The organism is Dysgonomonas sp. (genome assembly GCF_035323175.1).
GTDB lineage: Bacteria > Bacteroidota > Bacteroidia > Bacteroidales > Dysgonomonadaceae > Dysgonomonas.
The window spans coordinates 627,365-652,274 of the sequence record NZ_DAOKYH010000001.1 but is presented as its reverse complement, the minus strand read 5'-3'; the positions used below and the strand labels follow the sequence as shown (position 1 = coordinate 652,274).

The 24,910-nt window shown below is 37.9% G+C and carries 20 protein-coding genes; 13 read left to right on the top strand and 7 right to left on the bottom strand.

Annotated features, from left to right (window positions below; translation table 11 throughout):
- Positions 1 to 141: 141 nt before the first annotated feature.
- The 4 genes from PKC55_RS02750 to PKC55_RS02735 all read left to right on the top strand — a co-directional run bounded on the left by PKC55_RS02750 (position 142) and on the right by PKC55_RS02735 (position 6,434).
- Positions 142 to 2,475, top strand: a complete 2,334-nt coding sequence (locus PKC55_RS02750; protein ID WP_291128184.1) for a glycoside hydrolase family 3 protein — start codon at positions 142 to 144, stop codon at positions 2,473 to 2,475.
- 68 nt (positions 2,476 to 2,543) lie between these two features.
- Positions 2,544 to 3,329, top strand: coding sequence for a histidine phosphatase family protein (locus tag PKC55_RS02745; RefSeq protein WP_324371746.1), 786 nt, complete (start codon positions 2,544 to 2,546; stop codon positions 3,327 to 3,329).
- 32 nt (positions 3,330 to 3,361) lie between these two features.
- Complete coding sequence (locus tag PKC55_RS02740) at positions 3,362 to 5,635, top strand: TonB-dependent receptor (protein WP_324371744.1); 2,274 nt, start codon at positions 3,362 to 3,364, stop codon at positions 5,633 to 5,635.
- Positions 5,636 to 5,654: 19 nt separating this feature from the next.
- On the top strand, positions 5,655 to 6,434 hold the full coding sequence (locus PKC55_RS02735) for an acid phosphatase (protein ID WP_291130875.1): 780 nt from the start codon (positions 5,655 to 5,657) through the stop codon (positions 6,432 to 6,434).
- 357 nt (positions 6,435 to 6,791) lie between these two features.
- On the opposite strand, the gene PKC55_RS02730 is transcribed toward PKC55_RS02735, so the two are convergent.
- Positions 6,792 to 9,206 (bottom strand): TonB-dependent receptor, encoded by a 2,415-nt coding sequence (locus tag PKC55_RS02730; protein ID WP_324371742.1) that lies wholly within the window; start codon positions 9,204 to 9,206, stop codon positions 6,792 to 6,794.
- Positions 9,207 to 9,361: 155 nt separating this feature from the next.
- Positions 9,362 to 9,640 carry a hypothetical protein gene (locus PKC55_RS02725; RefSeq protein ID WP_324371740.1) on the bottom strand — a complete coding sequence of 93 codons (279 nt, stop codon included), beginning with the start codon at positions 9,638 to 9,640 and terminating at the stop codon, positions 9,362 to 9,364.
- Between the two features lie 275 nt (positions 9,641 to 9,915).
- On the opposite strand from PKC55_RS02725, the gene PKC55_RS02720 reads away from it, so the two are divergent.
- From PKC55_RS02720 to PKC55_RS02685, 8 genes are all read left to right on the top strand, one after another.
- A complete protein-coding gene (locus PKC55_RS02720; RefSeq protein WP_291130884.1) occupies positions 9,916 to 10,515 on the top strand; it encodes a hypothetical protein in 600 nt (199 codons plus the stop codon).
- A gap of 53 nt (positions 10,516 to 10,568) precedes the next feature.
- Entirely contained in the window at positions 10,569 to 11,165 is a 597-nt protein-coding gene (locus PKC55_RS02715) for a LemA family protein (RefSeq protein WP_291130887.1), read from the top strand.
- Between the two features lie 14 nt (positions 11,166 to 11,179).
- Positions 11,180 to 11,947, top strand: a complete 768-nt coding sequence (locus tag PKC55_RS02710) for a TPM domain-containing protein (protein ID WP_291130890.1) — start codon at positions 11,180 to 11,182, stop codon at positions 11,945 to 11,947.
- A gap of 23 nt (positions 11,948 to 11,970) precedes the next feature.
- On the top strand, positions 11,971 to 12,573 hold the full coding sequence (locus PKC55_RS02705; protein WP_291130893.1) for a DUF4230 domain-containing protein: 603 nt from the start codon (positions 11,971 to 11,973) through the stop codon (positions 12,571 to 12,573).
- Between the two features lie 129 nt (positions 12,574 to 12,702).
- Entirely contained in the window at positions 12,703 to 13,149 is a 447-nt protein-coding gene (locus PKC55_RS02700) for a MarR family winged helix-turn-helix transcriptional regulator (RefSeq protein ID WP_006842889.1), read from the top strand.
- 36 nt (positions 13,150 to 13,185) lie between these two features.
- Positions 13,186 to 13,821: a nitroreductase family protein gene (locus PKC55_RS02695; protein WP_291130896.1), complete on the top strand. Its 636-nt coding sequence runs from the start codon at positions 13,186 to 13,188 to the stop codon at positions 13,819 to 13,821.
- A gap of 32 nt (positions 13,822 to 13,853) precedes the next feature.
- The gene (gene tpx, locus PKC55_RS02690; protein WP_135105168.1) at positions 13,854 to 14,357 is read left to right on the top strand and encodes a thiol peroxidase; all 504 of its coding nucleotides are present in this window, start codon (positions 13,854 to 13,856) and stop codon (positions 14,355 to 14,357) included.
- Between the two features lie 488 nt (positions 14,358 to 14,845).
- Complete coding sequence (locus PKC55_RS02685; RefSeq protein ID WP_291130901.1) at positions 14,846 to 16,447, top strand: ABC-F family ATP-binding cassette domain-containing protein; 1,602 nt, start codon at positions 14,846 to 14,848, stop codon at positions 16,445 to 16,447.
- A gap of 37 nt (positions 16,448 to 16,484) precedes the next feature.
- Here PKC55_RS02685 and PKC55_RS02680 read toward each other — a convergent pair whose 3' ends face one another.
- The 5 genes from PKC55_RS02680 to PKC55_RS02660 all read right to left on the bottom strand — a co-directional run bounded on the left by PKC55_RS02680 (position 16,485) and on the right by PKC55_RS02660 (position 22,713).
- Positions 16,485 to 17,912, bottom strand: a complete 1,428-nt coding sequence (locus tag PKC55_RS02680; RefSeq protein WP_324371734.1) for an alpha-L-fucosidase — start codon at positions 17,910 to 17,912, stop codon at positions 16,485 to 16,487.
- A gap of 45 nt (positions 17,913 to 17,957) precedes the next feature.
- On the bottom strand, positions 17,958 to 19,526 hold the full coding sequence (locus PKC55_RS02675) for an NAD(P)/FAD-dependent oxidoreductase (RefSeq protein ID WP_283687196.1): 1,569 nt from the start codon (positions 19,524 to 19,526) through the stop codon (positions 17,958 to 17,960).
- A gap of 103 nt (positions 19,527 to 19,629) precedes the next feature.
- Positions 19,630 to 20,091, bottom strand: a complete 462-nt coding sequence (locus PKC55_RS02670; RefSeq protein WP_291125580.1) for a hypothetical protein — start codon at positions 20,089 to 20,091, stop codon at positions 19,630 to 19,632.
- Between the two features lie 70 nt (positions 20,092 to 20,161).
- Positions 20,162 to 21,577: a DHA2 family efflux MFS transporter permease subunit gene (locus tag PKC55_RS02665; RefSeq protein WP_291125582.1), complete on the bottom strand. Its 1,416-nt coding sequence runs from the start codon at positions 21,575 to 21,577 to the stop codon at positions 20,162 to 20,164.
- 152 nt (positions 21,578 to 21,729) lie between these two features.
- Complete coding sequence (locus tag PKC55_RS02660) at positions 21,730 to 22,713, bottom strand: cation diffusion facilitator family transporter (RefSeq protein WP_135105160.1); 984 nt, start codon at positions 22,711 to 22,713, stop codon at positions 21,730 to 21,732.
- A gap of 187 nt (positions 22,714 to 22,900) precedes the next feature.
- On the opposite strand from PKC55_RS02660, the gene PKC55_RS02655 reads away from it, so the two are divergent.
- Positions 22,901 to 24,229, top strand: coding sequence for a deoxyguanosinetriphosphate triphosphohydrolase (locus tag PKC55_RS02655; RefSeq protein WP_291125584.1), 1,329 nt, complete (start codon positions 22,901 to 22,903; stop codon positions 24,227 to 24,229).
- Positions 24,230 to 24,910 lie beyond the last annotated feature (681 nt).

Here is a 24,910-nt window from a genome sequence, read left to right as displayed (position 1 = left end):
ATGATTAATAATGTCAAATTGTGTTGTAAAACATATATGCGTATTTTGTACGCACATTAATTTTTTTCTTCAAAATCAATAAATATATTTGCAAAATATACATGCGTTTACATAACGCACCTAAATATAAATATCAATATTATGAAAAAGAAGTATATTCCAATATTCCTACTCGGAATATTGAGTTTGCAATGTACACAGCCAACTAAAACCGATGATTACATCCTTGTAGAAAATAAAGGTGGACCCACACTGGGGTACTCAGCAGCATCAGGTGTAAAAATCATTACGGTTGACGATCTAAAATTTAAAGACCTCAACAAAAACGGAAAGCTGGATAAGTATGAAGATTGGCGTTTGCCTGTACAAGAAAGAGCAGAGAATCTCGCTTCATTGATGTCTATAGAACAGATAGCTGGCCTGATGCTATACAGTGCACACCAATCGTTACCGGCTAAGGAAAGTGGGTTTTTAGCAGGGACATACGATGGAAAGTCCTTCACCGAAAGCGGAGCGAATGCTTGGAATCTGACGGATCAACAAAAGAAATTCTTAAAAGAAGATAATTTGCGACACGTATTAGTTATGGGTATCCAAAGTCCTGAAGTAGCAGCTCGCTGGAACAATCAAATGCAAGCTTACATCGAAGGTCTTGGATTAGGTATTCCGGGAAACACAAGTTCAGACCCTCGACATTCAGGACAATTGGTTGGATCTTCGAATCCTGAATTCAACGCAGGAGGAGACCGCATATCTATTTGGCCTGATGGGTTAGCTATGGCAGCTACATTTGATCCTTCTATAGTGAAACAGTTCGGAGAGGTGGCAGCTAAAGAATATAGAGCATTAGGTATAGCAACTGCGCTTTCACCTCAAATAGATTTAGGAACCGAGCCTCGCTGGTTCCGTATCAACATGACATTTGGAGAAAGTCCGGAATTGGCAACAGATATGGCTCGCGCTTATATTGATGGCTTCCAAACTTCGGAAGGAGATGCAGAGATTAAAGACGGATGGGGCTACAACAGTGTAAATGCAATGGTAAAACACTGGCCTAGTGGAGGACCCGAAGAAGGAGGCCGTGACGGGCATTGGGCATTCGGAAAATTTGCAGTGTATCCGGGAAATAATTTCGAAACACATCTGACACCATTTCTCGAAGGGGCTTTCAAGTTGGAAGGCAAAACGAATAAAGCATCAGCCGTTATGCCATACTATACAATATCATACAATCAGGCAAAAGACGGAACAAACTATGCTAATGGATTTAGTAAGTATATCATAACAGACCTTCTGCGCGACAAGTATGGATATGATGGCGTAGTCTGTACCGACTGGCTGATTACAGGAGATGAAGGGAAATCTCCGGGAGATTTTGCTGGAAAACCATGGGGAGCAGAAAAACTTTCTATTCCCGAAAGACATTACCTAACCATCATGGCGGGAGTTGATCAGTTTGGAGGCAACAATGATAAAGAACCTGTATTAGAAGCTTATCGCATGGGTGTAAAAGAGCATGGAGAGGAATTTATGCGCAAACGCTTCGAACAATCGGCAGTTCGTTTATTAAAGAATATTTTTCGGGTAGGACTTTTCGAAAATCCGTATCTCGATCCTAAAGAAAGTGAAGCAACAGTTGGTTGCGAAGCATTTATAAAGGCGGGTTATGAAGCTCAACTGAAGTCTATCGTATTACTAAAAAATAAATCGACAGTATTACCGGTGAAGGATAACAAGAAAACGGTATACATTCCTAAGAAAATAAATCCTTCTGTCAGAGACTGGTGGGGCAATATAACTCCAGAAACTGAGGCAATACCTGTAAATCTAGACTTAGTAAAACAGTATTACAATGTAACAGACAATCCTCAAAATGCAGATTTTGCTCTTGTTTTTGTAAACTCTCCGCATAGCAATAGCGATGGTGGAGGTTATGATAAAGAAGATAGAAAAGCCGGAGGAAATGGATATGTTCCTATTTCTCTACAATACGGGCCTTATACAGCTACAGAAGCCAGAAGTCACAGTATCGCCGCAGGAGACCCAGTAGTAGATCCTTCTATAACAGACAGATCATACAAAGGAAAGTCTACAACCGTAGTTAATACAAAAGATTTGAATACAATATTGGATACAAAAACACAGATGGGTGACAAGCCTGTTGTAGTTGTTGTAAATGCTACCAGACCGATGATATTTAACGAATTCGAAAACAAAGTAGAAGGTATAGTCATTCGTTTTGGTGTATCAGACAAAGCGGTAATGGATATTGTTTCGGGTAAAGCAGAACCTTCGGGTTTACTTCCTGTGCAAATGCCGGCTAATATGGTTACAGTAGAAAAGCAGAAAGAAGATGTTCCTTTCGATATGGAATGCCACACAGATACAGAAGGTAACACTTATGATTTCGGGTTTGGACTCAACTGGAAAGGGGTAATAAAAGATGCACGCAACCAGAAATATATAAAGAATTAATACAGACACAGAAACTATTAGTCACCTTAATATACACATTAATTAACCTATTTAACCTTTAAAATTTTATGAGCAAATTGAAAATTCTCTTTGCTGCTATCTTGCTATGCATAACGCCATACGTGTTTGCTCAAGATGCAAGTAAAGATAACACTGTTACTTTTTATGTAACAAGACATGGTAAAACTATACTGAACACCTTAGTGCAGGCTCAAGGGTGGGCAGACACCCCTCTGACTCCACCCGGAGTAGCTGTGGCCGAATATTTGGGTATCGGAATGAAAGACGTTCCTCTGAAAGCGGCTTATTCCAGCGACTTGGGTAGAGCTCGCCAAACAGCCCGTATCGTTTTAGAAAAAAAGGGGCAGAAAGGCCTTCTTTTACAAGAAGATGAAGGATTGCGGGAAGCTTGTTTTGGTAGTTACGAGGGCAAACCAGATGAGAAAATGTGGGGAGACGCTGCTCTTAGAATCGGACTACGCAACATGAAAGAGTTTTTTGAAGCTATGAAGACTGACAACCAAGTATACATCAATGCCATGCAGGCGTTGAAGGATCTGGATGAATTGGGCATGGCTGAGAACTATTACGACGTAAAAAAGAGAGGGCAGGCTGCATTTAAAGCAATTGCAGAAAAAGAAGCAAAATTAGGCGGAGGGAATGTATTAGTTGTCGTTCATGGAATGTTTATCGGGATACTTCTATCAGACTTAGATAGCTCGGGTAAATTTATCCAACCTACCCACCTTGGAAACGCATCTGTAAGCAAGGTAGTCTACAAAGATGGTAAATTCACTGTAGAGTCGGTAGGTGATATGAGTTATGTAGAAAAGGGCAAAGCTGCCTCCAATTAGTAAAAAAAAATCGAAACACTAAAACAAACAGAATGAAGACAAATAAATATCTTTTCTTAGCTCTATTTCTTGCCTTTACAGGTGTAGGAATGAATGCTCAGGAAAAAAATAAATCGAAAAAAGAAGCTGCCGGCGAGGTCAAAGAAGGCGATCGCAATGTGATGCTTAATGCAGCAAACAATACCGGGCCGCGCGATGTTAATATCGGATTACCGGCTAGTACTGGAGGTACAACAGTGTTAGAGAATGGTATACCAACTGTATTCTTTTATTGGCCCGAACTACCACCTCGAGCATGGCGTAATGATGCATCAATTGCAAAAAGAAAAATGCTTGACTTGGGACAGACTGCCGTTCGTGTGGGAGAAGTGGGAGTATCGTTAAGTACTTTCAACAATCTGGGTACTGATAAATTTCAGGGCAAAGGCTCGTTGAATTCAAACCACTTCGGATTGATGCGCGGAGATATTAATCTTAGCGGGCCCATAAACCAGAAAGGACTTAAATTCTCTGTCGGTGCATACGGGAGTTTCGACCCGGGTACATTCAAACCTAAAGGTATTACAAGGTATTATAACGACAAGGCTCAGTTGTATAAGGCAGCTTTGACGCAGGAGTACAAGGGAGAAAATATAAAAGGGTCTATAACTGCATTCTACAAGTATGCGAATATCGACAACATTAACAATAAGTATAGTCCATTCCGCTTCGATAGAAATGGAAAGGTCTCAGAACTTGATAATTTTAGGTTAGGTCGAGACTCTTATATCGAACAAAGCGGCGTACTTACGTTGAAAGATGCTTACACAGGGCAAGCTGTAAAAAGAGATCCGGTTAAAGATTATGGAACAGCTTCACATACTTTAGATATTATCGGTAAAAATACACTTTCAAATGGCCTAAACATTGACTACATCCTGCGTTATCGTTATGCAAAAACAGGTATGTATACTGCTGTAATGACAGGAGTTGAGAATGTTTCCAACCTTTCCGGCAAGTTAAATTATGTAGATGACGGAAGTGCCTATGCCGGAGAAAATGTACAAAGTGTAATGAATCTGGCTTCGAGAAGAACTCCGATGAATACATTAATGGGTACAGTAGAAGTAGGAAGAAAATCGGGTAACCACAAATGGTCTGTTGGTATTGATCAGTGGTATTTTGAGACTCATAATTTCCTGACCGAATCATCTCAATATTATCAGGAAGTAGCTCCTAATCCTAGGAAACTAAAACTAATCACCAATACAAATCCAAATGGAGATATGAGGTTAAATGCAAACTATGAGTACTATGATGGCAGTGAGAACAAAACCGCACTATTCTTCTTAGACAAATGGGATGTATCGAATGTAGTTACTTTAGACTTTGGTGCTCGCCTGCAATACTTCAACTTAAGAGGTAATTATATAAAAAGCGGCGACAGAAAAGATCAAAATGGCAATATACGTTTGATTGGTGATGCACCGAAATCAGATATTAAACATGATTGGTTGACAAAAGCTGTAATGGTAAATGCTGTAATCAAGTTGACAGACAAATTTGGTTTGCTAGGAGAAGCTGTTTACAATGAAGATGGAGCTCACTTAAACAAATATTCATCGGGCAAAGACCCTCAGTTAGAAATCTCAAAAGTTCCCGAGGCGGCAATAGGAGTATTTTACAATCACAAGTTTGTTAGCTTAGTATCAAAGGCAACATACATCAACAGGAATAATTACCGTACCACTGTGAATTTCTCAAATCCGAATAATAGCTCCGATGTTGAAAGAGCGATGACACAATACGATGTACAGACATTAGGATGGACTACAGATGTATTATTTACTCCTGCGAAAAGCTTCAATTTACATTTTCTATTGACATTGCAACAACCAAAATATAAAAACTTCAACGGAGACCTTAAATTCTCCGATGGAACAGTCTCTTCTTACGATTTTGGAGATAAGACAGTAACCGGAGTTCCAAAGGTATTGATAGAGATAGATCCTAGTTATACTTGGAAAGATTTAAGAGTTTGGGCTAGTGCAAGATACTTTAGCAAGCAATATTTCAACAAACCGAATACCCTATACTTTGATGGACGTTGGGAGACATTTGCAGGTGTAAATTACAAAATCTCTAAAAACTTTGATGTAAGTGCTACTTTCGTAAACTTGCTGAATCAACGTGGTGTTTCGGGCTCTATTCCTGATGCAGACCTGATCGTTACCGATGCAGATGTGAAGAGTAAAGAAGGTACTGTAATGTCGGGTACATACATCCGTCCTTTTACAGCCGAATTTGGAGTAAAGTATAAGTTCTAACTATTTAAATTATAAAGTTATGAAAGCAAGAATTACATTAGCCATTTTAGTTTGTTCTTTAATTTCGCTGAATATATTTGCGCAAGACAAAAAGATAAGAGATAAGAGAACAAATCCTGATTTATATTACTTGGAAGAATCGGAGGTTGCAAATAGTCTGGAGCTCTTACCACCTCCACCCGAAGCGAATAGCATTCTTTTCTTATACGATAAAGCTCAACATGACTGGGGAAAGCTGCAAAGAAATACCCCTAGAGGAGAACAGGCTGTGAGTGACGCACAGATAGGTGGCAATGGTGTACCATTGGCTTTTTCTGAGGCTTTTGGAATTGAAATCACCCAAGAACAGACCCCTGAAATATACAAACTAATTATCAATATGCGTGAGGATGCCGGAGACTTGGCTACCCGTCATGCTAAGGTGCATTATATGAGGGTTCGTCCTTTCAGTTTTTACAATGAACAAACTTGCCTACCCGAACATCAACACGCACTGTCAACCAATGGCTCATATCCATCAGGTCATACAGCAATCGGTTGGGCAACGGCACTTGTTTTGGCTGAGATAAATGTTGATAGACAAAATGAAATTTTGAAACGTGGATATGAAATGGGACAAAGCAGAGTTATCTGTGGATACCATTTCCAGAGTGATGTTGATGCTGCCAGATTAGTATCGAGTGCAGTTGTAGCACGCTTACATGCGAATGATTCATTTATGGGACAACTTAAAAAAGCGAAAAATGAATTTGCAACTCTTCAAAAAGCAGGTAAGGTAAAGCCTAGCGACAAGAAGTAAGTTCAAAGAATTGGGTACACGTTCGGTAAAAAGACAATAATACAAATGTGTAACTAAATAAAATTAAATATTTATTACGGAGAGAGGCTACTGTTTTAGTAGCCTCTTTTTTGTTGACTCACTAGATAACAATCAACTATAATTAATTTTATTATTTATCTATATACAAACCGATAGATGAAAAAAGGAACAGAAAAGTTACAAATAAAAAAAGTGAAATAACTGTTACTTTTGTCACCTTTTTCATTAAAAGATGTATAGATCAGAACTATTCGAAGTGTATAATAAAAGCAGCCCGATGATAATCAATATCACTCGAGCTGCCTTCTTTATAAATTGGAGTTATAGCCTATCTGTTCAGAAAGACAAAGGGATCAGAAGTTTCAAGCTGAAATTTCGCCCCATGTTATACACCCCTTGCCTGCCTGTCACAGGATTTTCATCGGCATACTTCAATCTGCTCAAATGGTTCTGATAAGCTTTATCTGTCAGATTATTCACAGCGAAGAAAAGTGAAGCTATCGTTTTCCCCTTGTGGATAAAGTCAGTACCTATCGCAGCGTTGAAAAGTGTATAGGCTGGTGTCGGCGTCTCGGTTCTAAAAGCTGAATAAACTTTGCTCTGCTTCAAGTTACTTTCTACACCAAAAGAGACATAGGTATTGTTAAGTAACTTCTTGCCGTGACGTATCAGATCGTAACGAATATCAGATATAAGCTTCGGAGCCGGTGTAAACGGAAGATACTTTGTAGAATCAGGCTGGTTTAGCTGTACAGAACTTACATACGAAAATGAGTTCTGAAAATGCAGTTGCTCCACAGGGTGTATATCAACACTGATTTCACCACCCATAATACGAGCATCACCCGAAACAAACTGATATGTTTTATAGCCATCGGTAAGCAAGTCTTCTCCATTAGTGTCCAATAATTTATGAGAAAAGATATAGTTATTTATCCTATTGGCAAACAAAGACAACTCGCCCGAAATAAGCGGAGAGGAGTAACCTAGTCCCCAGTCAGCCTGCCAGCTATTTTCTGCCTTTAGGTCACTGTTTCCTTTTTCATAACGAATTGTACCTTCGTGAACACCATTAGATGCAAGCTCGCTCATATTTGGAGCACGAAATCCATGTGACACATTCAACTTTGTATTCCATTCGTCCGAAAACTGATAAGTCAATCCTAAACTGGCACTAACACCGGTAAAGTTTCGGGAAAAGGCATGAAACTTTTCTTCAGCATCGGGGGTTGATGGAGTAACAACCTCCTCTTGTTCATTCAAAAACAATGCTTTAGCCTTATTATAACGGCGATCGATACGTAATCCGCCACTAATATCAAGAGCTCCTATATTTTTACTTACCAGTGCAAAAGCTCCTATATCAAACAGATTATACTCAGGTATCAGAAACTCCGATCCTTTGTTTAACGATCGTTGATACATACCGTTTATGCCTGCTACAAATTTATAACCCGCAATATCAGGCAGCGTATAGCGAATGTCATAGTTTACGGTATGAAGTTGGAAATACAACCCGTAAGTATCAGGTTCTGCTATTTCTTCAAACTCCTGCCTCCTGTTTTGTTGATAACCAATAATTGTTTTCAGATTCCCCTCTCCGACTATAATACTATTATTCAGTACTGCTTTGTAGTGATATATCTGCTGATAAGGCATCTGCTTTCCGTATGATTTGCTATCACTATCAGATGCCACAACTTCAGTTTCTTCTCCGTTTACAATAGCTAGTTTCAGGAATCTTCCGGTTGCTTCGTCTCGCTCACCTTCTACTATTCCGGGGGTCAAGTGATAATAGTCCAGGCTAAGATGCGAATAGCCCCAGCTTCGGTTAATACCAAGTAGCCCGGACACAGCCCGTTCTCTAAATCCTGAATTATAGACATAGCCATCGTACTTATTTTTATATGAATGAGCCATTTTATCACTATAACGCCAGTTCCATACGAACCCGCTATTATTGCCCGCTGCATTTACCGAATAGTTGAACAGTCCGTTATTAGTCTGATACTCACTCATCAGATTGGCTTTTATTGTTCCCTCGGGCAGGATAGGTTCGGGTAGGAAATTAATAACTCCCGCCAAAGCATCAGAACCGTAAATCAAACTGGCAGGACCTTTGAGTATTTCAACAGAGTTCACGCTTTGAGCATCTATCTCTATACCATGCTCGTCTCCCCACTGTTGCCCCTCCTGACGAATACCGTCATTGACAACTACAACACGGTTGTACCCAAGTCCTCTTACAACGGGCTTTGATATCCCATTTCCTGTGGTTATCTGAGCTATGCCGGGCTGTTTCGCTATAGCATCTATAATATTCGAAGAGGATTGTTGCATAAGCTCTTTTTTAGAGATATACGATATCGGTGAGGGTGTACGTTTTATTAGCGAGTTACCCGTAAGAGCTGTGATGACCACTTCGTTAATCTCCGCATTTGATTCTTTCATTACGAAATCAAGAGTAGAAGTATTTTTAAGGTCGACAGTTTCAACAATTGTTTGATGTCCGACATAATTGACCTGTATAGTTGTTTTTATAGCCGGCAGATTAGCTATAATATAATTTCCGTTTTCATCACTGATTGCTCCCTTTTTCAGTTCGGGAAGGTAGATGCTAACTCCGATAAGTGGAGTGCCATCGATACCGTCAGTTACCTTCCCTGCTAATGTCCTACTATCTATAGGGACATTTGCAAATATAGAAGTAACAGTAAAAAGGAAAAGAATGAATGTATATATTGTTCTCATAATTATATACGAATAGGAACTATTTATCTTGTATACACAATACAGATAAGCAGTTATATAGAGTTAATAAATATATAATATAAAATTGATCTTCGTATCAGGCTTTACCTAATACGAGAATAATGTTCTAAGCTAGAGAACACTCAAATAAGAAATTAGTTTGTATATGAAGAAATATAGGCAGGGGGACCACGTGTGGATATATCGGAGATGAGTTGGGGTAAGAATATAACCCGATCTGAAATAATAAGCGTTGTTACATAAACAGTAATTAGCTGCCTGATATTTCCAAACTTCTGAAGGGTAAAATTGAAAAAGGAGAAAAGGCAGATACTACAATCATGATGTTGGTCGGATAATTCCTGTTGCGATGAGCATGAGGACTCTGCACAATAGTGGCTGTGGTCTGTAAATATAAAGTGAAAAGGCTTCATCAGTATCATACTGACGAAAATACTTACAAACACAATTGCTATTTTCCGATGGGATATCATCTAACTCGATTCCTTGTGAGGAGCAAAAGTAGTATTATAAATCAAACTATTACTCGTCCTTTTATTTTTAAATAAAAGAGTTAACTTTTATTTGGTAAAAAGATCTGCATTATATTGATATTCTACCAATAAAAAGATCAGAGAGATATCTTATAAATAGAATAATTTAATATTTATCATGTACATTTGTATCTGAAAACTTAATAATAGAACGAATGAGAAATTTGTGTATAACATTGATAATTGTACTTGTAGTTCCTGCCGTATGGTTTTCTTCATGTGCTAAAATTGATGACTATGAAGGAGCTGGAAAACCGACAGTTTCCGACGTCAGATTCAACGCCAATGATACCTTACTTCTTGAAAATGGAGAGGTTATAGTTTTGAATGATTCTACTAAAACAAATTCTCCTCGTATAGATACATTCATTATAGGCAAAACGCTCTATCTCAATGCGCGTTTTAGAGACAGTATTGGTTTATCGAGTTATAGAGTGAAGATGATAGTAGACCTTGAAACGAAAGAACATTTTATATCAAAAAAACCTCTTGAGATTAAGGCTCTTGGAGAAGACATTTTCAGTACAAAAGGCCATAAAATAAAAGATATTACAATCATTCGTAATAGATTATTTTCAATTCCTGAGACTATTACAAGACTAGATACTGTTTTTAGTCCAAAACAAGGACTGTACGATGTACAAATTGCGTGTGGCAATATAGCAAACAGGGTCGACTCTACTAGTTTATACTATAAGGTTTTGCTTCTTTCCAGAGACTCAATACTTTCAATCAGGAAGAAACAAAATATATAATCTGTTTGTTTTATAATCGAAGTAAAATATTTAAACACTAAAATACACTCACAATGAAAAAAAGCGTAATTGCAATTATCGTAGTAGTACTTATTCTTCTGATCGGATACTTTTTCAGTAAATCGTCTTATAATGGGATGGTAGCTCAAGAAGAAGGGGTATCTTCTCAATGGGCTCAGGTACAAAACGCATATCAACGTCGTGCCGATCTTATACCAAACCTTGTGGCAACAGTGAAAGGGTATGCTACACACGAACAACAGACTCTGACAGAGGTAGTGGAAGCTCGTGCTAAGGCCACACAGATGCAAGTAAATGCAGATCAGTTGACAGAAGAAAATATAAAAAAATATCAGGAAGCTCAAGGACAACTAGGTTCTGCTTTGGGACGATTAATGATGATTACTGAAAATTATCCAGATCTGAAAGCGAATACAAATTTCATACAGCTTCAGGATGAACTCACAGGCACAGAAAACCGTATCTCTACAGAAAGAAATAAATTTAATGAAAGAGTAAAGGATTATAATACAACTATCCGTATGTTTCCTAAAAATATATTTGCAGGACTTTTCGGCTTCCAAAAGAAAGCTTATTTCGAAGCAGATCAAACTGCACAAACTCCTCCAAAAGTAGATTTCTCTAAATAACAGTATATAAAGACTTGAAATATACATATAAGATATTGTCCTTATTATTGCTTGTGCCGGTATTACTATTGGCTCAAGACGATGATTTACCAAACCCCATCACCAGTCCTTCACCCAGACTGGTAAACGATTTCAGTAATACATTTACGAGTGAACAGAGAGAAGACTTGGAAAGGATACTCCTCGCCTATAATGATTCTACTTCTACTCAGATTTATGTGGTTACTGTGGATGATCTAAAAGGTTACGACATCTCTGATTATGCAGCCCGATTGGGACAAAAATGGGGAATCGGACAAAAAGACAAAAACAATGGGGTGCTTATACTTATCAAGCCTCGAATAGGTAATGAAAGAGGTAGAGTATTTATCGCCACTGGGTATGGGGTAGAACACATCTTAACCGATGGTCGTGTAGGGCGCATCATCGACCAATACATGGTCCCTTACCTTCAGAATGGGGATTACTATAATGCAAACAAAGGAGCTATCGGAGCCATAATAAAATATCTATCGGGAGAGTTCCAAGCTGATGAAGATAACGGAGATAAAGGTTCTCTTGTCGGACAAATCTTTATCATATTATTTATCCTCTTTATCTTGTATATTTCTTACCGAAACAATAAGGGAGGTCCATCTTCGGGAGGACGAAACCGTGGAGGCGGTGGCTACTATGGTGGCTGGGGTAGCGGACGATCGGGAGGTGGCTGGAGCAGCGGAGGTGGCTTTGGTGGTGGTGGAGGCGGAAGCTTCGGAGGCGGTGGCGCCGGAAGAGGTTTCTGAAAAATCCTATAAAATATACTCTTATGGCAATCAATATAAGACCTCAGACATTAAGATCACAGATCTTTATACTTGCTACAGGAATCATTCTGGGTATAATGGTGATGTACCTCATTAATACAAAAAAGAATGCTACGGTACAGATATCCCACAATATGTTACTTCAAGAAATAGAAAGTCTAGGCAATCTTGAAGTAACCAAGTATAGTATTCAGGATATGATGGAGTATAAAAAAATCCGAAGATGGCTGCCTAACGCAAAAACTGGACTAATTATATATGGAGAAGTGATATGCTGTGTAGACCTGACCAAACTAAAACCCGAAGATATAACTGTTTCAGAAAAAACAATACATCTACAACTCCCCTCTCCCGAAATATGCCATGTAAAAGTTGATCATTCCAAATCGAGAGTATACGACATGGAATTCGGTCTATGGGAATCAACGGATATAGTTGATGAAGCATACACCTTTGCAGAACAACAGCTCAACGAAAAGGCCAAACAACTGGATATGCTCAGCCAAAGCAGAGACAATGCCGTAAACCTATTGAAACCTATCCTAAAAGCGATGGGATTCGAAGAGGTGGTTATTACATTCAGGTCTAAATCGGGCAAAGGATAAACCCCTTTTCATCAACAACCTCTATATCTCATACTTTAATTCTATATCTATTTTATTTAACATTAGAAGCGTTCAATTATATTTTATAATATTTAATTTTACACAATCAAATTTAGGAAAACTAAAACAATGAATGATAGTTTAAAATTAAATAATCAATTATGCTTTCCGATATATGCTTTATCGAGACAAGTTACTGCAATATATCGTCCTTATCTCGATAAGATAGGACTCACCTATCCACAGTACCTCGTCATCATGGTTTTATGGGAATATAAAACGGTAACAGTAAAGCAACTTGGTGAATTACTTTGGCTCGATAGCGGAACTCTTACCCCACTCTTGAAAAGGATGGAAGCAAATGGATTCCTTATCCGCAAGCGTTCTTCGGAAGATGAAAGAGTAGTTGATATTCTTATCACAGAGAAAGGTGAAGCTTTGGAGAAAGAAGCAGAATCTATCCCTCCGGCAATGAAGAAAGCATTGGAGATTGGAGATGAGGAATTGGTAACACTTCGGGAGCATCTAAAAAAAATACTGAATATAACGAGTAAATGCAATGCCAAATTGCTATAAATATTTTCTAATTATAATAAAACAACAAAAAACAATATGAGCTTAATAGAATCTTTGGAATGGAGATATGCAACAAAAAAGTTTGACTCTTCAAAAAAAGTAGATCAAAAATTAGTCAACGATATTATTGATGCAGCTTGGCTTGCACCTACTTCATCGGGATTACAACCTTTTGAGGTAATAGAAATAACAAATCAAGAATTAAAAGAAAAGATCGTTCCGATTGCATTCAACCAACAACAAATAGCCGATGCATCGCACCTATTGGTGTTTGCCGCATGGGACAATTATACAGCAGAACGCATAGACACAATATACAAACACACTACAGACGGCCGGAAGCAGGACCCCAACCAGTATAAAGATTACACAGATAGACTAAAAAATGCGTATTTACAGCGTCCGGCCGAGCTGAACTTCGAGCATGCAGCGCGTCAGTCATATATTGCATTTGCATTCGCAATGGCAATGGCTGCAGAGCTTAAAGTAGACAGCACTCCAATGGAGGGTTTTGAGAATGATGCACTAGATAAATTATTAAATTTGAACGAACGTGGCCTCAAAAGTGTTACAATACTACCATTAGGTTATCGTGACGAAAATAATGACTGGCTCGTAAATCTAAAAAAAGTGCGTCATCCTAAAAAAGATTTTCTTATCGAAATAAAATAATAATATTAACTAACGCTTAAAAACAAAAAATTATGGCAAAAATAACATTTAAAGGATCTCCGGTTAATACCAGTGGACAATTACCAACAGTAGGTTCAGTAGCTCCGGCTTTCACTCTTGTGAAAAAAGATTTATCAGACGTTACATTGAAAGATCTTAAAGGTAAAAATGTAATTCTAAATATTTTCCCAAGTATCGACACCGGAGTTTGTGCTGCATCAGTTCGCAAATTTAATAAAGAAGCTGCAAGTCTTCCTAACACTGTTGTATTGGCTATCTCTGCGGACCTTCCATTTGCTGCTGGACGTTTCTGTACAGCAGAAGGTATAGATAATGTAGAACCAGCTTCTGTTTTCAGAAATGCTGAATTTGCAAAAGATTATGGAGTATTAACTGTTGACGGCCCATTGAAAGGTCTTTTGGCTCGTTCGGTAGTAGTCCTTGATGCTGATGGAAAGGTGCTATACAATGAATTAGTAGAAGAAACTACAAATGAACCGAACTATGAGGCAGCCTTAAGTGTTCTAAAAAAATAAAAAACTAGATAGCTGTAAAGCAATAAGAAGTATTTTTCAATCAAGGCTTTTGCAATATTTGCAGAGGCCTTGTGCTTTTAGTATATACTTGCATTGCTTGTAAATTAAATCTTTATATAAAAGAGCTAGTTTTACGATTATACAATATTGCTTTATTGAATTCTCTAAAAGATTCTTACCTTTGCAATACTATTAACGAATAAATACTCCAATGAGAATATCTAAGTAATACGATGGTTGTAACAACCATTTTGTCAAATCCGGATTATCCGGCACATTTTGGTTAAATCAGTATTCAAATATATCAGACTATCCACAGTCTGCTAAACTTAGATATCATGTAATCCTCTATTTTTAAAGAATAAAAAGTATCAATCGATACTCTTATGTAAGTTGCATTTTGTTCAAACTTTTGAACAAAGTCTTCGACTATCATGGCATATGCCATAAAACACAATTAGCTAATTATTTATTAAAAAAATAGGTTTATGAGTATTATCGTAAAACAATTATCATATATACATCCTGATAAAGAGCCCTTATTTCATAATATCAATTTTTCTGTTCCTAAAGGACAAAAGGTTTCGTTGATTGGCAGTAACGGGTCTGGAAAGTCGACACTATTAGGTATCATTGCAGGAAGTATTCAACCATCGGAAGGAAAAGTTATCTATCAGGATGAACGCCCCTATTATGTACCTCAACACTTTGGTCAATACGATCATCACACGGTTGCCGAGGCTTTACAAATCAGTGAGAAATTGAGAGCACTTCATGCAATATTAGAAGGAAATACAAACACGACTAACTTTACACTCCTCGCAGATGATTGGAATATAGAAGAACGTGCTTATAGTGCTCTGTCAAAATGGGGTTTACCTCATATTCAGCTATCTGAGATGATGAGAAACCTTAGCGGAGGAGAAAAAACAAAAGTATTTTTAGCAGGAACTTACATCCATTCTCCAGCCAATATTTTACTGGATGAGCCGTCGAACCATCTAGATAAAGCTGGTCGGGCGCAATTGTATGATCTTATAAAAAATAGTAGTGCTACTGTAATCGTCGTAAGCCATGATCGTACTTTACTCAATTTGATTGACCTTACGTTTGAACTCACTCATAATCAGATTGAAGTTTACGGAGGAAACTATGAATTTTATAAAACCCAAAAAGCTGAACAGCAGGAAGCATTACAGTCCCAACTTGAAGAAAAGCAAAAAGAACTTCGCAAAGCCCGATATATAGCCAAAGAAACAGCAGAAAGAAAGCAAAAGCGCGATGTACGAGGCAAAAAAGATCTGGGAGATAAAGGTATTCCACGTATCATGCTGAATACTATACGCAACAGGGCGGAATCGAGTGCAGCAAAGCTGCAAGAGACTCATGCCAATAAAATGGAGAATATTGCCGATGAAATGAAACAGTTACGCCAACAGCTACCCGAAAAAAAAGATCTCAAATTAAATTTTGACGATGCGAATCTCCATATCGGGAAAATATTGGTAACCGCCCAAAATATCAATTTTGGCTATAGTGGTCAGATGTTATGGAGTAGTCCTCTTGATTTCGAAATCAGAAGTGGAGATAGGATAGTTATAAAAGGAGAAAATGGAACGGGGAAAACAACCCTGCTTAAACTTATATTTGGAGATTTAGAACCTAAGCAAGGATATATTATCCGATCGGATTTTCAGTACTTATACATCGATCAAGATTATTCCATTATAGATAATGAACTTACGGTTTTTGAACAATTACAAAAATTCAATTCATATCATTTGAGTGAAGATGAATTACGCATTTTACTGCATAGATATTTGTTTACATATAATACATGGAACAAGCCATGCAAGATTTTGAGTGGTGGTGAAAAAATGAGGTTGGTATTTTGCTGTATGCAAGTTGATAAAAAAGCTCCTTATATGTTTATTCTGGATGAACCGACTAATAATCTAGACATTCAAAGTTTGGATATTGTCACCGATACAATAAAAGATTACAAAGGAACTCTTCTGGTGATATCACACGATGCATACTTTGTAAGAGAGATAGGTATAACAAAAGAAATAGAGCTGAAGGATCATTAAATCCTTCAGCTCCTATCCTCAATAATTCGTTCAATCATTATTTTACAAAAGAAAAAGCTAAAGCAGCCTGATCTTTAGGAAGTCCTGCCGGGATTGAAACTTCAATTCCTTGTGCTGTTTTCTTCCATTTTACAGTTTTCCCAGTCTGCAAGAATTTTATTTTACTTCCTTTTGCGGGTTCATTACCTTTCCATACAACAGTAGTAGGCAGAGGCTTTCCTTCTTCCAAGCAAACAATAGCATATATCGTTTTGCCATCTTTACTTTGGGTGAACCACGTTTTACCATCATTATAAAAAGGAGTAATGCGTGTGTTATATATCGCTTCTCCATTCTTGATTGTCCAATCACCTATTTTCTCCAATCGTTCAACTACCTGATCCGGCAATGTTCCGTCAGGTTTTGGACCGATACCCAATAATAAATTTCCTCCTTTAGCTACAATCTCCACGAGGGTATGTATTACAGCTGCCGGTGATTTATACTGATCTGTCGGTACATATCCCCAGTCCCAACCAAGGGTAATACAGCTCTCCCAAGGATGATCGAGTTGTGTTTCGGGGATACCCCTTTCTGGTGTCTGATAATTTTCATTCTCTCCCGGAACAGTACGGTCTACCACCAATATACCGGGCTGATAACGACGTGCCATCGCTGCTATTTTAGGCATATCAATATCTTGTGCTCCTCTATAATTTTTACCGGCACGCTCGGCATCTCCGCTACGTGCAGGACGTACCCAGCCACCATCGAGCCACAATATATCAATATTACCATAGTCGCCGTTCATAAGTTCCTCTATCTGGTTATAGGTAAACTCTTTGAACTTGTTCCATCTCCACTTATTTTTTTCAATATCGTAATTATTATTACGGTTGGGAGTCGGGTATCTATCCCACCAATAATATTGAGAATGCCAGTCGGGTTTTGAATAGTAAGCTCCTATCATATAACCTTCGCTACGAAATGCATTAAACACTTCTTTAGCAATATTACTACGTGGGTCATTCTTAAATGCACCCTTCGTTACCGAGAAATCGGATTGCTTTGTATCGAACAAGTTAAAGCCATCGTGGTGCTTTGTTGTGAAAACAACATAATTCATCCCTGCCTTTTTTCCATACTTAGCCCAAGAAGCCGGATCTAGTTTTTCGGGTTTAAAGCTATTTATCGTATTCCAATAATTTCGTTTATAGGCATCATAAGTAATTGTAGAATCACGAGGAATCCAATCTTCTTCTTCTCCACAAATAGACCATGATTCTACAATTCCCAACTGAGAATATAATCCGTAGTGAATAAGCATTCCAAACTTCTGGTCTTGCCACTTGTCGAGTTTATCCAATACTTTTTCATCCTTAGGCCATGTGTACGACTCTGACCTACCGTGAGCAAAAGTTTGGGCAAATGTATTTGACGTTATCAATATCGACAACAATAAAAGAGTAATGATTTTTCTATTCATGCTATATTGAGATTTAAAATTTCTATTTTTTCTGAGTTGCTTATCTTATATTTTTTCCTTTTTCATCTTCTCTGCCAATGCTTCAGCACATCGTTCACCATCCATTGCAGCAGAGACAATACCTCCGGCATACCCGGCTCCTTCCCCACATGGGTAAAGCCCATCTATTTCTATATGCTGCATCGTTTCACGATCTCTGATTATACGTACAGGAGAAGATGTACGGCTTTCTACGGCCAGAAGTATTGCATCATTTGTCAAATATCCTTTGTAGCTCTGCCCCACTTTTTTGAAGGCCTCTTGCAAACGCGATGCAACAAATCTCGGCATCCATTCGTGCATCGAAGAAGACACAACTCCGGGAGCATATGATGTTTCAGGCAAAGTAGAGCTCTTCTTTCCGTTTACAAAATCATACAATCGTTGTGCCGGAGCCACCTGAGTCATTCCTCCGTGTACCCATGCCGATTCTTCCAGATCTTCTATGAACTTGAGCAAAGCCAATTCATTATATTTTTCATATTCAGGAAAATCTTCAGGATGAATCTCAACCACTACACCTGAGTTAGACCAACGAGAGCCACGGTTAGATGGAGACATACCATTCACTACAACCTGTTTAGGTCCACTTGCCGATGGTACGATTGTTCCTCCCGGACACATACAAAATGAGTATACACCTCGCCCTCCTGCCTGAACTACAAAGCTATATTCTGCAGCAGGCAAATATTCTCCTCGTCCTTCTTCACAATGATATTGTATTTGATCGATCAGATGAGAGGGATGTTCTACTCTAAATCCAACAGCCAATCCCTTGGCTTCTATTTTTATTTTCTGGTCGTACAGCATATAATAAACATCTCGGGCTGAATGTCCTGTTGCTAAAATAACCTGACCATGAAAAACTTTTCCTATATTAGTTTCTATTCCTTTTACACTACCGTCTTCTATAATCAGCTTATCCATGCGTGTTTGGAAGTGAACTTCTCCGCCTGACAATATGATTTGCACACGCATTTTTTCTATTATACCCGGTAGTTTATCTGTACCGATATGCGGATGTGCATCAACAAGCACAGATGCGTCAGCACCATGCTGGCAAAAAACATTCAGAATTTTTTCTACATTACCACGCTTCTTACTTCGAGTATAAAGTTTTCCATCCGAATAAGCCCCTGCTCCCCCCTCACCAAAACAATAGTTGGACTCTGGATTCACGACATGCTCACGATTCATCAGTGCTGTATCACGTTTACGATCACGAACATTTTTACCTCGCTCTACCACTATGGGGCGAATGCCCAGCTCTATAAGGCGTAATGCCGCAAACAGACCTGCCGGCCCTGCTCCTACGACAATAGCCTGCGGACAATGCTTTACATTGGGGTAATAAGTAGTTTGGAAATCCGGATCATTTTGTTCTTCATTAATGTAGCCTCTTACTTTGAGATTCACGAAAATATTTCGTTGGCGGGCATCAATGGATCGACGAAGAATACGAACCGAATTTATATCTCTTAATGGAATACTTGTCTGGGATGAATAGATGCGTCTGACTTTCTCGATATCTGACGCCTGCTCTGGCGTAATGCGTAAGTCTATATCTTTTTGCATGATTTATTGTAATTGAAAGCACAAAGATAAAATATTTAGAGCATAAAGAAAAGCACAAGTATCACTACTTATGCTTTTGTGCCATCAGTTACATTCACAATATTTATTCTAAATAAATTATCGCCAGATCTTTTTCATCACAGAATACATGACAAGCATCTGTATAAACCTTAATAGTCTTTCTAAACAGCTCCTTATCTTTTTTATATCCAACAAAGTCAACCTCCTCAATAAATTTGGTTTCATTCCACTTCGTTGGCTTCACAAAGTCAGGAAAATGCCTATCGAATCCGTCGCCTACAAAAAGATAGGTTCCCTGCTTCTGACAATACTGAAAAAATGTATCATTAAAATCCTTGAAGACACTGACGTTCTTCAATCCTTCCTTTGTTGCGATAAAAGACTTTACACTATCCAGCACATAAGGGCTCCCATCTTTATGCTTAACTCCGACACCAATCATACGCATCTCGTCTGTACAGTAAACAATATTATCATCAGCTTTATTATCAGAACACGATACGAATAGAAAAGATAAAAATAAAAACAAAATAAAGTTTTTCATAGTTATAACAGATTAGTATCTATATTATTATAGATGAATAGAGAAGGATAAAAGCTGCATGAGAATATTTTTATCCTACGTTCCGGTCTCTTTTTTTCACACGAACAGCATCTCCGGCATCGGGAGTTAACTTTGTGAAACCGTATAGAGAAATAATACCGAGTATTGCCACAAAGATGAAAGCCAAACGAAAATCTGCAACAGTATAATGTTCAGAATATCCGTTTATCATATTAGAGAATCTCAGGAATACTGCACCCATTGCGATCCCCATTCCTGTAGACATTTGTTGCACGGTACTGTATAATGTGTTAGCCGCAGTCATCTGCTGCTGTGGTATTTCGGCAAAGGCCAAAGTTGTAATAGCACTAAACTGCATGGAACGAAACATGCCCGAAAGGAACATTACAACAACAATCAATATAACAGGAGTAGTTGGTAAAAGCAATGCTGTGAAAAAAGAAAATAAAGCGACTAGAAAACCATTCACAACTAACACTGTACGAAAATTATAATGGCGCATCACCCATATAGTTGCGGGTTTCATTGCCAGATTGCCTGCCATGGTAGCCAGAAACAATGATCCTGATTCAAATGGATTTAGCCCAAACCCTTCCTGAAACATCAGTGGTATAAGATATGGTGCCACCCCTATCACCATACGAGAAAGAGATCCTGTAAATATAGTTACCTTATAGGTAGGGATTCGTATAACAGAATAGTCTATCAGAGGATTTGATATATGTTTCGAATAGCGAACATTAAACAGGAGCAAACAGATACTAACCAGTATAAGTAGTACAGATACATAGTACGGCACCTCCCTGCGGCTAAGCAGTTCCACCCCATACATGAATCCGACTAAGGCTGAACCACTGAGCACAAAACCAACTAAATCGAACCGTTTTTTGGGAGCGTTGCTCTTCTCTTCTTCAGGAATAAAACGCCAGGCAAGAATCACACATATTATGCTAATAGGTATATTCAGGTAAAAAATCCAATGCCAGGTCCAATAAGTCGTAAGATACCCTCCTACTACCGGCCCTAAAATAGGCGCGACAAGCGCAGGCCATACAATGTATGCCATTGCCGTCACCAATTTGTCTTTCGTTACCGACTTTAATACAGCAAGCCTTCCCACGGGAGTCATCATTGCACCTGCCATACCTTGAAATATTCTGAATATTACAAACTGTGTCAATGTCTGAGACATACCACATAAAGCTGATGCAGTGATAAACAACACGATGGATGTACAAAAAACTTTACGTGTGCCATACCTATCGGCAATCCAACCACTTACAGGAATAAAGATAGCTAATGCAATCAGATAGGAAGTAATACCCGCACTGAGATGTACAACATCTGTATTGAAAGACCGAGCCATAGCGGGAATGGCTGTATTTACGGCAGTGGTATCAAGCCCTTGCATAAAAAAGGCAATGGCAACAACTAACGATACTGTATAGGTCTTATCGATTTTCATCGGCGAAGAGTTACTCTGTAAAAACGAATGCAAAGTTAGTTTTTTTAGTAACTATCAGCTAAGGAGTAAATAAAAAGAGCAGAACACTAAAAACACAAAAACCTAATAATCAATAACTAAAAAGCGACAAATAAGAATAAATTTATGATCCCTTAACTTTCCTCGGCAGTAGTTAGCGTCTCTTTGGTAAAAGGTATTCTTTCTTTCAATGGTTCTTTTCTATATGAGCAGTCCTTAACCCGACAAACCGAGCAATATTTCTCGAGGCACGAATCGGAGTGTATAGATATCAATGTATGCTGAGGGAATAACTTGATAAGACTTAACCTTAATTCTTCGCAAGAAGAGTGTCCCTGATCTATATTATAATACCATGGCAGGGTGAGATCACAATCTATAAAAAAGTCGCTTCCTGATTTTAACACCTTCAGATTGTGAATATCAATCCAATCATCCTTTCTATTTTCATTTATCGATTTGGTTATTTTCTCCAATGCAACAATATCTGCCGTATCAATCAGATTTTGTATCGTTTTTCGCAAAATACCTATTCCTGTAAAAACAATTATTCCACCAAAAATAATTGCAAGCGCACTATCAATCCATACCAAACCGGTGAAATAAAGTATCAACAAACCTGCAACAAGCCCAATAGTAGAATATGTATCCGATTGGAGATGCTTTCCTCCTGCAACAAGTGCTATAGAATCATATTTCTTCCCCTGATGAATACTATAATATCCAAGAATATAATTTACAATACCGGCAGCGGCAATAACAACAATACCAATATCAAGCTTTTCTATTACAGAAGGGGTAAACAATCTTGCAATACCTTCATAGATAATCAACCCTCCTGCCAAAATGATTAATATTCCTTCTATCGAAGCCGATATTAGTTCTATTTTACCATGCCCGAACGGATGATCCTGATCTTTGGGTTTGGCTGCTTTATGTATGGCATACAGGCTGATAAAACCGGCAACTATATTTACAATACTTTCCATTGCATCGGTAAGAATCCCAACAGAATTAGTCAAAACGTAGGCTGTAAATTTACCTATCATCAGAATAATACCACAAGCAACAACAAGAGTTTGTACTCTTTGTTTTATTTTATCCGGATTTGTTTTCATTATTAAAGCTAAGATAAAGTGCCTAATCAAGAGAGCCCTCTGAAATGTTTGAATTTAAGTTCAAATATACCTTTTTTTTCTAAAACCAGAACAAAACAATCCTAAGACTTAAGAAGTATTATAACTTATGTTCGTATATAAAAATAACTGAAAAAACTTTATCTTTGATTCTCAAACTAATTAAGGTATGAACTGGCAACAACTGCTTTCGGCAAAACGATTCGGAATGGAAGAATACCATGATGACAAACATCATGATAGAACTGATTTTCAAAGAGATTATGACAGGTTAATCTTTTCAGCACCTTTCCGCCGTTTGCAAAACAAAACACAGGTCTTTCCTCTTCCGGGTAGTATATTTGTGCACAACAGGCTCACCCATAGCATCGAGGTTTCTTGTGTAGGACGCTCTTTAGGTGTCATTGTCGGAAAGGAACTAAGAAAAAAGTATCCAAATTCGCCGGCCGATTTCGAAGAAATAAACTCTATCATTGCTGCCGGTTGCCTTGCTCACGATCTGGGTAATCCCCCTTTCGGCCATTCAGGTGAAACAGCCATCACGAGCTATTTCTCTGAAGACAAAGGTATGCGGCTAAAGGAAAAAATAATAAAAGAAGGTGGACGTTGGGAAGATTTTATCAACTTTGAAGGCAATGCGAACTCAATACGTCTGCTTATACATCAGTTTAATGGCAGACGAAGAGGCGGTTTTGTTATGACCTACTCTATGCTAGCTTCAATAGTTAAGTACCCCTACTCTTCCATCGCTGCAAATGGAGCCGGCAAATTCGGATTCTTTGAAGCAGAAGAAAAAGATTTCAGAAGAATAGCAAACGAATTGGGCATGCACTGCATTCAAGAAGATCCGTTAAAATACGCCAGACATCCCTTAGTATATCTCGTAGAGGCTGCCGATGATATTTGTTATAAAATAATGGATTTAGAAGATGCTCACAAGTTAGGACTATTAACTACTGAGCAAACAATAGAGCTCTTCTTAAATTTCTTTCCGGAAGAAAAACAGAGAAAAATGCAGAAAACGCTCCAGGTAGTCAGCGATATTAATGAGCAAATTGCATATCTTCGCTCAAGTGTTATCGGTTTACTTGTAGATGAATGCTCTAATGTATTTCTGGAAAACGAACAGAGTATCCTGGATGGTGCGTTTGAAAAACCATTAATAAAATGTATTTCTCCATTACCCAATAATGCTTACCAAATAGCTACAGATGTTAGCTATAAAAAAATATATAAAACAAAAGATGTAGTAGATATAGAACTGGCCGGGCATCGGATTATTGGATTCCTTCTCGACACATTTATATCGGCTGTGGAAGAGCCTAATGCAAAATATTCAAAATTAATCCTTAGCCGTATACCGGAACAATATGAAAAAGACGCACCAACATTATATCAAAGAATTCTTGCCGTTTTAGACTTTGTTTCAGGTATGACAGACGTATACGCCCTCGACTTGTACAGAAAAATCACAGGAATGAGTTTACCAACTGTTTAACATCTCTGATTTTATCGTTAATAAAGATTAACAACAACATAACCAAATAACCAACAACACTTTAACTAACAAGAAAAGGGATAAAACAGAGCAAAATAAAATAAAAAATTGCAATATGAATTATAAATAATATATTTGTACCAACAAACGGATACAACTTTTTAAACTACAGCAATAATCAATTACATTGCTATAAAAAATATTGATTTTAACAGAATTAAGAAATATAGCATTTTGTATCATATTGTCATATATTCACGCAAAACATGAAATTTCAGTTGTATTCATCCGAAAAGCCCGGAATGAGGAGTTATGCAAACGAATGAGATCTATAGCCCTGTCGCCCAGAATCATTATTTTGCACGTATGAATTATAAAAAACGAAAACGAACATTCTACCCGGAAGGATTGTGTTAAGTAATTATTGGTAATACTAAAAAATATACTGACATTAAATAGAAATAAAGATTAAATTCAGTGCCTGATGATATACGGAGATGTAATAAACTATTCACATTTGTATTTGTCTTCAATGTTTGTCCCTCCTTTTTCATTCTAGAGCTTGTGAAAGTATTGAAAGAAAAATCTCAGGCGCTGAATTTTACTTTAATAAGCAAGTAAATCAAAAGAAGTATAACGCTCTGTTTGTTTATTTAGTTCACTATCCCGAATTTTCTACAC

Coding starts and splice junctions, on each gene's coding strand:
- PKC55_RS02670 (WP_291125580.1), bottom strand. CDS start 20,091: ATGAAAAACTTTATTTTGTTTTTATTTTTATCTTTTCTATTCGTATCG.
- PKC55_RS02750 (WP_291128184.1), top strand. CDS start 142: ATGAAAAAGAAGTATATTCCAATATTCCTACTCGGAATATTGAGTTTG.
- PKC55_RS02745 (WP_324371746.1), top strand. CDS start 2,544: ATGAGCAAATTGAAAATTCTCTTTGCTGCTATCTTGCTATGCATAACG.
- PKC55_RS02665 (WP_291125582.1), bottom strand. CDS start 21,577: ATGAAAATCGATAAGACCTATACAGTATCGTTAGTTGTTGCCATTGCC.
- PKC55_RS02740 (WP_324371744.1), top strand. CDS start 3,362: ATGAAGACAAATAAATATCTTTTCTTAGCTCTATTTCTTGCCTTTACA.
- PKC55_RS02705 (WP_291130893.1), top strand. CDS start 11,971: ATGGCAATCAATATAAGACCTCAGACATTAAGATCACAGATCTTTATA.
- PKC55_RS02715 (WP_291130887.1), top strand. CDS start 10,569: ATGAAAAAAAGCGTAATTGCAATTATCGTAGTAGTACTTATTCTTCTG.
- PKC55_RS02720 (WP_291130884.1), top strand. CDS start 9,916: ATGAGAAATTTGTGTATAACATTGATAATTGTACTTGTAGTTCCTGCC.
- PKC55_RS02695 (WP_291130896.1), top strand. CDS start 13,186: ATGAGCTTAATAGAATCTTTGGAATGGAGATATGCAACAAAAAAGTTT.
- PKC55_RS02655 (WP_291125584.1), top strand. CDS start 22,901: ATGAACTGGCAACAACTGCTTTCGGCAAAACGATTCGGAATGGAAGAA.
- tpx (WP_135105168.1), top strand. CDS start 13,854: ATGGCAAAAATAACATTTAAAGGATCTCCGGTTAATACCAGTGGACAA.
- PKC55_RS02675 (WP_283687196.1), bottom strand. CDS start 19,526: ATGCAAAAAGATATAGACTTACGCATTACGCCAGAGCAGGCGTCAGAT.
- PKC55_RS02730 (WP_324371742.1), bottom strand. CDS start 9,206: ATGAGAACAATATATACATTCATTCTTTTCCTTTTTACTGTTACTTCT.
- PKC55_RS02680 (WP_324371734.1), bottom strand. CDS start 17,912: ATGAATAGAAAAATCATTACTCTTTTATTGTTGTCGATATTGATAACG.
- PKC55_RS02700 (WP_006842889.1), top strand. CDS start 12,703: ATGAATGATAGTTTAAAATTAAATAATCAATTATGCTTTCCGATATAT.
- PKC55_RS02685 (WP_291130901.1), top strand. CDS start 14,846: ATGAGTATTATCGTAAAACAATTATCATATATACATCCTGATAAAGAG.
- PKC55_RS02660 (WP_135105160.1), bottom strand. CDS start 22,713: ATGAAAACAAATCCGGATAAAATAAAACAAAGAGTACAAACTCTTGTT.
- PKC55_RS02725 (WP_324371740.1), bottom strand. CDS start 9,640: ATGAAGCCTTTTCACTTTATATTTACAGACCACAGCCACTATTGTGCA.
- PKC55_RS02735 (WP_291130875.1), top strand. CDS start 5,655: ATGAAAGCAAGAATTACATTAGCCATTTTAGTTTGTTCTTTAATTTCG.